Here is an 8,900-nt window from a genome sequence, read left to right as displayed (position 1 = left end):
TGAGTTGGTCATGGATGCTAATCCATGTCCCATCTTGTCGCCAATTGCGGAAATATGTATATACAGTTGGCCATGGGGGAAAGTCTCCGGGTAAGTTTCGCCATGTACATCCTTGAGTTAATACATAAAAGATGGCATTAATTTTTACTCAAAAGTTCGATAGCCGCTTGATATTGAGCATCTGCCTTTGTCCCAATTTGCTCACGGCTGATTGATGTTTGGGGAATAATTTGATCTGGCTTAATTCCCAACTTATTAATATCTCGATGGTTAGGAGTTTCATATTTAGCAATTGTCACCGCCAAACCAGAACCGTCGGATAATTCAAACAAAGATTGAATTAAACCCTTACCAAAAGTCGTTTCTCCAATTAATTGGGCGCGATGATTATCTTGTAAAGCACCTGCGAGGATTTCGCTGGCGCTGGCAGTTCCTTTATTAACGAGAATTACTAAAGGATCTTTAGTTAAAGCCGGTCCAAAGGCTTCATAGGTTCCCTGAATGCCTTGACGGTTGGCAGTGTAAACGATTGTTCCAGAGTCCAACCATAAACGAGCAGTTTCAATTCCCGCTTGTAAGAGTCCACCGGGATTATTTCTTAAATCAAGAATATAGGCATCTGCGCCTTTTTTTTCTAAAATAGAAATAGCGTGTGCCAACTCAGTAACGGCATTGGCACTAAATTGACTCAGTGATAGATAACCAATCTTGGTTCCTTGGGGGGATAATCGTAAATCAGCAACAACAGGATTCAGCGAAATGCGATCGCGTACCAAGATAACTTCCTTGTCCTGTTCTCCTTCCCTGGCAATTAACAAAGTAACCACACTGCCCATTGGTCCTCGCATTCGCGCCGCCGCCTCATCAAGAGTCAGATTCTCTGTAGATAAACCCTCAATCTGCAAAATGCGATCGCCTGGTTTTAAACCCGCCTTATCCGCCGGAGAATTGTTAATAGGTGTAATTACCTCCAACACACCGGTTTGGGGATTGAGCGTAATTTGTAAACCCACACCAGTTAACTCTCCAGAAGTGCTAACCTGCAAACTCCGATATTTCTCAGGATCAAGAAACCGGGTAAAAGGATCATCCAAACTCTTCAGCATCCCCTGAATAGTAGTATAGGCTGCTTCATGATTAGCAAAATGCCCTTTTAACGCCTTTTGTCGTACATCAAGCCAGCTTTGATGGTTAAAAGTGCCATCTAAATAAGAGCGATTAACAATTCGCCATACTTCATAAACTAACTTCTGTTCTGGAGTCAAAGCCGAAGCCGGCGGAACATATCCTCCCAAAACCAAACCGAAAAGCAATAGTAGCAACCATCCTAGCCGCCAAACCCGTTTGTGAATGAACCCTAATTTCAGTGCCATCTCAGACTCAAATTCCCTAAAAATTTCTGTAATGCTCAGTTGCTGATGAAATCTATCTCTCGACTATGTTACTTTTTTTATAGAAGAAGTGCATTCTTCTCATAAAGTTGCTAGTCCAAATTTATGAGCTGCCCATTCTTCCTGATCAACGATAAAATCATCTTTGGAGTCAACATAGTTAGCGTTGGCTCGTAAAGACAAGGAGACAGGAATATCTATCAAAGATAGGGTGAGTTACACCCAAATTTACGCTCGTGGACAAATAGAAGCCCATTCTCTTGGATGAAGCGAGAAGCGAACCCTCTAACTGAGGTTAGTTGAATAGTCATGTCCGACTAAGCTTCGCATAACAAAACTTATCAACCGCAATCTATTTTTAGGACCTTAAGATTGTATGGCTAACGTCTATGACTGGTTTGAGGAACGCTTGGATCTCCAAGAAATTGCTGATGATATCACTACCAAATACGTTCCTCCCCACGTTAACATCTTCTACTGCTTAGGTGGAATTACCCTAGTCTGCTTCCTGATCCAGTTCGCCACCGGATTTGCGATGACATTCTACTACAAACCTACCGTAGCTGAAGCTTTCTCCTCCGTAGAGTACATCATGAATGAAGTCAACTTCGGTTGGTTAATTCGCTCCATTCACCGCTGGTCAGCCAGCATGATGGTATTAATGATGATTCTCCACGTTTTCCGCGTTTACCTCACAGGTGGCTTCAAAAAGCCCCGCGAACTGACCTGGATCAGCGGTGTCGTCCTCGCAGTTATCACCGTTTCCTTCGGTGTAACAGGCTACTCTCTCCCTTGGGACCAAATTGGTTACTGGGCTGTAAAAATTGTTAGTGGTGTACCAGAAGCCATTCCCGTAGTCGGCGTTCTTATCTCCGATTTACTTCGTGGTGGTTCTAGTGTTGGTCAGGCCACCCTTACCCGCTACTATAGCGCCCACACCTTCGTTCTCCCTTGGTTAATTGCCGTCTTCATGTTGTTCCACTTCTTGATGATTCGCAAACAAGGTATTTCTGGACCTTTGTAATTAAAGTTATTAGCAAATAGGCGAAACTTGTGTTTCCAGATCATCGTAGTTTGTTTTAAACTAAAGAGAAAATACAGCAGAATTGAGGAGTCAGGAGTCAGGAGTCAGGAGTAAAACTGGCTTTGTGTATAAGTTTCAATTTAGATTTTGTACCTCCTAACTATGCCACCTGCTGTAACTTGTCAGTTGTAGACATAAACTACTATCGGAAACTCAAGCTAGGTGTATTGTTGATAGCTTTCATCAATACTTTAAATTCACTTCAGCCGGAGAGCGCATTTAGAAATGTCAACCCAAAAAAAACCGGATCTGAGCGATCCCAAATTAAGAGCTAAACTTGCCCAAGGTATGGGTCACAATTACTATGGTGAACCAGCTTGGCCTAACGATTTGCTCTATATATTCCCAGTCGTAATTATGGGTTCTTTCGCCTGTATTGTGGCTCTAGCAGTCCTAGAACCCGCTGTCATCGGTGAACCAGCCAATCCTTTCGCTACTCCTTTGGAAATTTTGCCAGAGTGGTACTTATATCCTGTATTCCAAATTCTCCGCTCACTACCTAGTAAACTATTAGGTGTGTTAGCAATGGCTGCTGTACCCCTGGGCTTAATTCTCGTTCCCTTTTTAGAAAACGTGAATAAGTTCCAAAATCCTTTCCGCCGTCCCGTAGCAACAACAGTATTTCTTTTTGGTACTCTTGTTACCATCTGGTTAGGTATTGGTGCTGCAATGCCATTAGACAAATCCTTAACTTTAGGATTATTCTAAGGTAGTTGTAGTTACACTTAAAACTAAATCTAGTAGCGTCTGTGATTTTCAAGAGTATATACAGGATCATATCTGAACAAATAGCCGTAATTATTTGATGGTCTACTTGTGACTGGTATTTTTCAAGAGATATACTTTTGAAGATCAACAGCCGCTAACTGAACTAAAACTGCGGGAAGCGTATATGAGTGATGAGGATAGAGTTGCAGGAGTCGGGAGTCAGGCGTGAAAGCCTGTTGTGGATGGAGTTTCATGAATACCTACGGTACCTTGACACGAACAATTCATGTCCTAACCACCTTGACCGTTGCTATAAAACCAAAATATCTCTAATCTAATCATCACCATTCCTAAATGTGAACTTCTCAAATCACAAAAACACAACTACTGTTCAATTACTTTCTATTCAAGTCACGGTCAATGCTTAGCATAGTGCAGCAAGACCATCGAACGGTAAGGAGCGATCTTAAGCTCTTAAATCCAGTGCAACAATGGTTTGAAGAATTCTGTCACCAATATTTACCTAAATATGGCTGGTCAGATAGCCAACTTTATCGTCTCAACCTAGCTTTAGCAGAAGGTTTTACCAACGCAGTTCGTCATGCTCATCATGCTTTACCACCGGAAACAACTATAGAAATTCAAGTCAGTTTATGGACTGATAGGCTGGAAGTGAGAATTTGGGATTATGGAAAACCATTTAATCCTGATGTGATCACTGAGCCAGCGCCGGGAACTCTACAAGTAGGTGGATATGGATGGTTTTTACTCCGCCGTTTGGCGGATAAAGTTGTATATGAACGTGATTCAGATGGTAGGAATTGCCTGTTAATTGTTAAATATTGTTTAGAAGAACAGCAAAATTAGCAAAAGGTAAGAGCCAAAAGACTTTCAGGGATTTTACTTTTTGTAACCTACCTCGGTTTTTTCAAGCGAACTTACTTACATTTGTAGTTGTTTTATGGTGTTTGTTATAATCAGACCAAGCTAAAAAACCTTTTTTTCCACTAAGAAATAATTTTTAAAGAAGAGTTAATATTTTATTAGCACAAAGCAAGAGACATGACCTTTAAAAAATTGCAATTTAATTTTGAGAAAATCCGTCCCTGGCTAACCCTGTTAGCGATCGCCTGGTTATTAGCATCATTGGGATTGGGCTGGTTAGTTAATTCCTTAGTAATTATTTTGGGGTTATTGTTTTTGTTGCCTGTGATAGCATTCTTGGGGTTTCGCTGGTGGTTAGAAAAGAATTTAGTTACTAACCAGTGTCCCGTCTGTGGATATGAATTAACAGGGATAAATAACAGCCAAGTACAATGTGCTAACTGTGGTGAACAACTATTGGTTAAAAACTTTCAATTCCAACGCTTCACACCAGAGGGAACAATTGATGTAAAAGCGGTTGAAGTGCAAGCCCAATCACTGGAAGATTAGCACCGCAAGGCGGAAGTCAAAAGTCAAAAGTCAAAAGTCAAAAGTAAGATGGAGTAAGATTTTTAGCGATTGGGAATGGTTGTCTCATTTACGCCGCAGTGTATTAGTAAGTTGTCACCTGAGTTCGACATAAGATAATTTTTGGAAAACTACCCCAAATATGAGTCTCAAACCCTTATGATCTCGTTGAAAAAATCATAACTCTGTTCTCGTAGCGTCTCCGAAGGAGAAACTCCTAACACCGAACTCAGGTGTTGTCAGTTGTCGGTTGGAATCTAGAAGGGTGAATTTAGGAAACTTGCCCATTGATCTAGATGTTTGAGAAAATGTGGTTGTTGTAGTTCAGACAGCCAGAGAATCAAGGCATCCTCATTGTTATCTTTGTAATAACCCCGTCGTTTTCCCGCAGTTTTGAAACCAAATTTTTGATACAAAGAAATAGCAACGTGGTTAGAATCACGGACTTCGAGGGTAGCCCTCTCCAAACCAATATCCACCGCAGTTTGCAGCAGGGAATATAATAGAGCTTTTCCCAGTCCTTGACCATGATATTGGGGGTGAACTGCCAAAATTGTAATGTGTGCTTCCTCTAAAATTGACCAGAAGCACCCCATTCCTAGCAATTCGCAGTGATTAAAAGGTGAAAATAAACCCAAAAAATGACTATTAGGACTTTCTAACTCTCGTAGGTAGCCTTCCATAGTCCATAAACCATCAAAACAGGCTTTATCTAGTTCTAATAGTTCGGTTAGATTATCTGTGGTTAAAGATTGAATTTTTAAGTCGGATGAAATCACAATTTTTGAGGATTGAGGAAGGTTAATTACCAATTACCAATTATCCATTACCAATGAGAGGGTAAACTGGAAATTAGGACATATACTCATGGCCTAATTTTTCACAAAGACAACTCTTATTAGTTATGGTATCGACTTACCCTGTCGAAGTTCAACTTTCTGGCCGTCAATATTTACAGTCAACAACTGGTGACAGTGCGGATATTTCTCCTAATCAACAACTCTTACCTTTGACAGCGAGAGTTAATGATCATGATCATCTGGAAATCGGTGGGTGTGATGTCACAACCCTAGTTGAACAGTTTGCTTCACCTTTATATATTTTAGATGAGGAAACCCTGCGGACAGCTTGTAGACAATATCGAGATACCTTCAAGGAATATTACAAGGGAGAATCTCAGGTACTTTATGCTTCTAAGGCCTGGAATTGTTTAGCTGTTTGTGCGATTGTGGCCTCAGAAGGGTTAGGAATTGATGTAGTCTCCGGTGGCGAACTTTATACTGCGCTGAATGCAGGTATGAGTCCTGATAAAATTTACTTACATGGAAATAATAAATCTCATGACGAGTTAGTTTTAGCGATTCAGTCTGGATGTACCATTGTAGCGGATAACTGGCATGAATTAGATATGCTGGTGAAGATAGCCGGGGAGAATATGGAAAATTCTTCTCCTTCGCCCATTCGGATCATGCTACGCTTAACTCCTGGGATAGAATGCCATACTCACGAATATATTCGCACTGGACACTTAGATAGTAAATTTGGTTTTGATCCTAATGATTTACAAGAGGTGTTTGCCTTTGTGAGTCAAGAGCCTAGTTTAAACTGTGTGGGGTTACACGCTCATATTGGTTCACAAATTTTTGAACGTCAACCACATAGAGATTTAGCGGCTGTGATGGTGCAGTGGTTAAGAGATGCGGCTAAACATGGTTTGCAGGTGACAGAATTAAATGTTGGTGGTGGTTTAGGGATTAAATATACAGAATCTGATGATCCCCCAACTATTGTGGAATGGTCGAAGGCAATTTGTGAAGTTGTACAAGCTGCTTGTATATCGGAAAATTTGCCTTTACCAAAGTTACTCTGTGAGCCAGGGCGATCGCTTATTGCCACATCTTGTGTTACTGCTTATACAGTTGGTGCTACCAAAGTCATTCCCGAAATTCGCACTTACGTGGCGATTGATGGCGGAATGTCAGATAATCCCCGTCCTATCACCTATCAATCAGTTTATCGGGTGGTGGTTGCGAATAAAATATCTGCTCCTTGCACCGAAATCGTGACATTGGCGGGTAAACATTGCGAATCGGGAGATATTCTGATTAAAAATGCCCAACTGCCAAAAACTGAAGCAAATGATATTCTCGTAGTTATGGGAACTGGTGCATACAATTACAGTATGGCATCTAACTATAATCGCCTCCCCCGACCGGCAGCAGTTGTAGTGGCAAATGGCGAAGCAAATTTAATTTTGCAGCGCGAAACTTATCAAGACTTGATTCGACAGGATTGCCTACCAGAAAGACTTAAATAGTCCGTAGTCAGTGGTCAGGGGTCAGTGGTTAAAAAATCACAAATGACAAATGACAACTGACGACTGACAACTGACAAATGACTATAAGAATCCAGATGTCATGAGAGATTGGTGGAAGCAATGGCTGATAAACCTGGGAGATTGGTCGCAGTCCTTGCTCCTTGGGACTCTGGATATGATGTTGGTGCTGGCACTGACATACATGATCCTGGTGATTATTAGTGAACGGCGCACATTATGGATGGTGCGAGGGTTTATAGTCTTAATGCTTTGCTCGGCGCTCAGTGGCAAGTTAGGATTACCTCTGCTAAATTTTGTTCTGGAAAAATTGGTGATTGGCTGTGCTGTGGCTATGGCTGTGGCGCTGCAATCAGAATTTCGCCGTTTTTTGGAACAATTGGGACGTGGGGAATTTTGGCAGTTATTTCAAAATAATGCTAGAGCAATTCCTAAGTCGGATAGTGTAATTGATGAAATTGTTGATGCAATTAAAGAGTTATCAAAAAATCGGATTGGCGCTTTACTAATTTTAGAAACCACAGGACCTATTGAAGAACAAGATTTTTCAGTGCCAGGGGTGAAGCTAAATGCTGAAGTTTCTAAAGAACTGATCCAAACTATTTTTCAACCAAAAACCTTGCTACATGATGGAGCAACGTTAATTCGTGGTTCGCGCATTGTGTCATCTGGTATAATTCTACCACTTTCAGGACGCACAGCGTCGCGGCAGTTGGGAACACGCCACCGGGCGGCAATGGGAATTACTGAAAGGGTCGAAAATTGTATTTGTGTTGTTGTATCTGAAGAAACGGGTTCTATTTCCTTAGCGGAAAAGGGAACTCTATATAGACCACTAACTATTAAAAAGCTCAAAGAGTCCTTAGAGGCTCGATTTTCTCCGACTGTAGATCGGGAAGCTCATGCACCTGGTCTTTTAAGTTTAGTTCGTCAACTTGGTGATCAATCACTAAAATTAATGTCCCGGTTACTTGGCTTACCTTGCCTTCGACACGCTACCCGTAGGGGTACGACCGCTTCTCAAGATAAAAAATGAAAACACAACAAACTGAATTGCAATATTTACCTCTTGATTTAAAACAAGAATTACTACCTCAGCACGTCGCAGTAATTATGGATGGTAATGGCCGATGGGCAAAAAGTCGTGGTCTACCCCGCATTATGGGTCATAAAGCTGGTGTCAATGCTCTCAAGGATTTGCTGCGCTGTTGCAAGGACTGGGGAATTAAAGCCCTAACTGCCTATGCTTTCTCAACGGAGAATTGGCAAAGACCAGAGGAAGAGGTGGAATTTTTGATGAATCTATTTCAGCGGGTTTTACGCCAAGAACTGCGGGAAATGGTGGAGGAAAATGTGCAAATTCAGTTTGTGGGTAATTTATCGGCTTTACCACAGGCTCTTCAGACTGAGATTTCCCATTCTATGGATCAAACTAAGGATAATCGGAGTATCCGGTTTACAATTGCGACTAATTATGGGGGTAGGCAGGAGATTTTACAGGCTTGTCGGGCGATCGCTCAAAAGGTTAAGGAAGATTTACTACAGCCGGAAGATATATCTGAAGAAGTATTTGAAGCTCATTTATATACGGCTGGAATCGCAGATCCAGATTTATTAATTCGCACCAGTGGGGAAATGCGATTATCTAATTTCCTACTTTGGCAAATGGCTTATAGTGAAATTTATATTTCTGATATTCTTTGGCCGGATTTTAACCGTCATGAATTTCATCAAGCTTTATCTGCTTATCAACAACGAGAACGTCGTTTTGGGAAGGTGTGACGATTTTGGGTTTTAGCTTAATCAGCAGAAGCCCCACGTCTCACTCTTAGGAGCGTGGGATGAATGCGCGTGAGTTGAGTTGCGTAGCCCAAATTGTATTTGAGCGTAGCGAAAACAAAGAAGGCTACAGCGACGAAACGAACAAAAT

9 protein-coding genes and 1 pseudogene are annotated in these 8,900 nt (G+C 41.4%); 7 read left to right on the top strand and 3 right to left on the bottom strand.

What is annotated here, in order from left to right:
* Nucleotides 1-142, bottom strand: a pseudogene (locus tag PN471_RS15255) (transposase); the annotation flags it as partial.
* Nucleotides 138-1,373, bottom strand: a complete 1,236-nt coding sequence (ctpA, locus tag PN471_RS15250; RefSeq protein WP_271777580.1) for a carboxyl-terminal processing protease CtpA — start codon at nt 1,371-1,373, stop codon at nt 138-140. The gene ctpA and the pseudogene PN471_RS15255, both read right to left, overlap by 5 nt.
* Before the next feature lie 394 nt (nt 1,374-1,767).
* Here ctpA and petB point away from each other — a divergent pair, with 394 nt between their 5' ends.
* The 4 genes from petB (at nt 1,768) to PN471_RS15230 (ending at nt 4,617) form a co-directional block, all read left to right on the top strand.
* Nucleotides 1,768-2,415 carry a cytochrome b6 gene (petB, locus tag PN471_RS15245; RefSeq protein ID WP_271777579.1) on the top strand — a complete coding sequence of 216 codons (648 nt, stop codon included), beginning with the start codon at nt 1,768-1,770 and terminating at the stop codon, nt 2,413-2,415.
* 285 nt (nt 2,416-2,700) lie between these two features.
* On the top strand, nt 2,701-3,183 hold the full coding sequence (gene petD, locus PN471_RS15240; protein WP_193896554.1) for a cytochrome b6-f complex subunit IV: 483 nt from the start codon (nt 2,701-2,703) through the stop codon (nt 3,181-3,183).
* A gap of 420 nt (nt 3,184-3,603) precedes the next feature.
* Complete coding sequence (locus PN471_RS15235; protein WP_271777578.1) at nt 3,604-4,050, top strand: ATP-binding protein; 447 nt, start codon at nt 3,604-3,606, stop codon at nt 4,048-4,050.
* 195 nt (nt 4,051-4,245) lie between these two features.
* Entirely contained in the window at nt 4,246-4,617 is a 372-nt protein-coding gene (locus tag PN471_RS15230; protein ID WP_271777577.1) for a hypothetical protein, read from the top strand.
* 275 nt (nt 4,618-4,892) lie between these two features.
* Here the strand turns inward: PN471_RS15230 and rimI are convergent, their stop codons facing one another.
* A complete protein-coding gene (gene rimI, locus PN471_RS15225) occupies nt 4,893-5,414 on the bottom strand; it encodes a ribosomal protein S18-alanine N-acetyltransferase (RefSeq protein WP_271777576.1) in 522 nt (173 codons plus the stop codon).
* Between the two features lie 125 nt (nt 5,415-5,539).
* On the opposite strand from rimI, the gene lysA reads away from it, so the two are divergent.
* The 3 genes from lysA to PN471_RS15210 all read left to right on the top strand — a co-directional run bounded on the left by lysA (nt 5,540) and on the right by PN471_RS15210 (nt 8,752).
* A complete protein-coding gene (lysA, locus tag PN471_RS15220; protein WP_271777575.1) occupies nt 5,540-6,952 on the top strand; it encodes a diaminopimelate decarboxylase in 1,413 nt (470 codons plus the stop codon).
* A gap of 100 nt (nt 6,953-7,052) precedes the next feature.
* Nucleotides 7,053-8,006, top strand: a complete 954-nt coding sequence (cdaA, locus tag PN471_RS15215; protein WP_193896563.1) for a diadenylate cyclase CdaA — start codon at nt 7,053-7,055, stop codon at nt 8,004-8,006.
* Nucleotides 8,003-8,752 (top strand): isoprenyl transferase, encoded by a 750-nt coding sequence (locus tag PN471_RS15210; protein WP_271777574.1) that lies wholly within the window; start codon nt 8,003-8,005, stop codon nt 8,750-8,752. Before cdaA ends, PN471_RS15210 begins: the two co-directional genes overlap by 4 nt.
* Nucleotides 8,753-8,900: the final 148 nt, after the last annotated feature.

The sequence above is a fragment of the Aphanizomenon sp. CS-733/32 genome (assembly GCF_028330045.1).
In the GTDB taxonomy this organism is placed as follows: domain Bacteria; phylum Cyanobacteriota; class Cyanobacteriia; order Cyanobacteriales; family Nostocaceae; genus Dolichospermum; species Dolichospermum gracile.
Note: the sequence above shows the minus strand (reverse complement) of the source record. Positions and strands in the feature narration are given on the sequence as shown.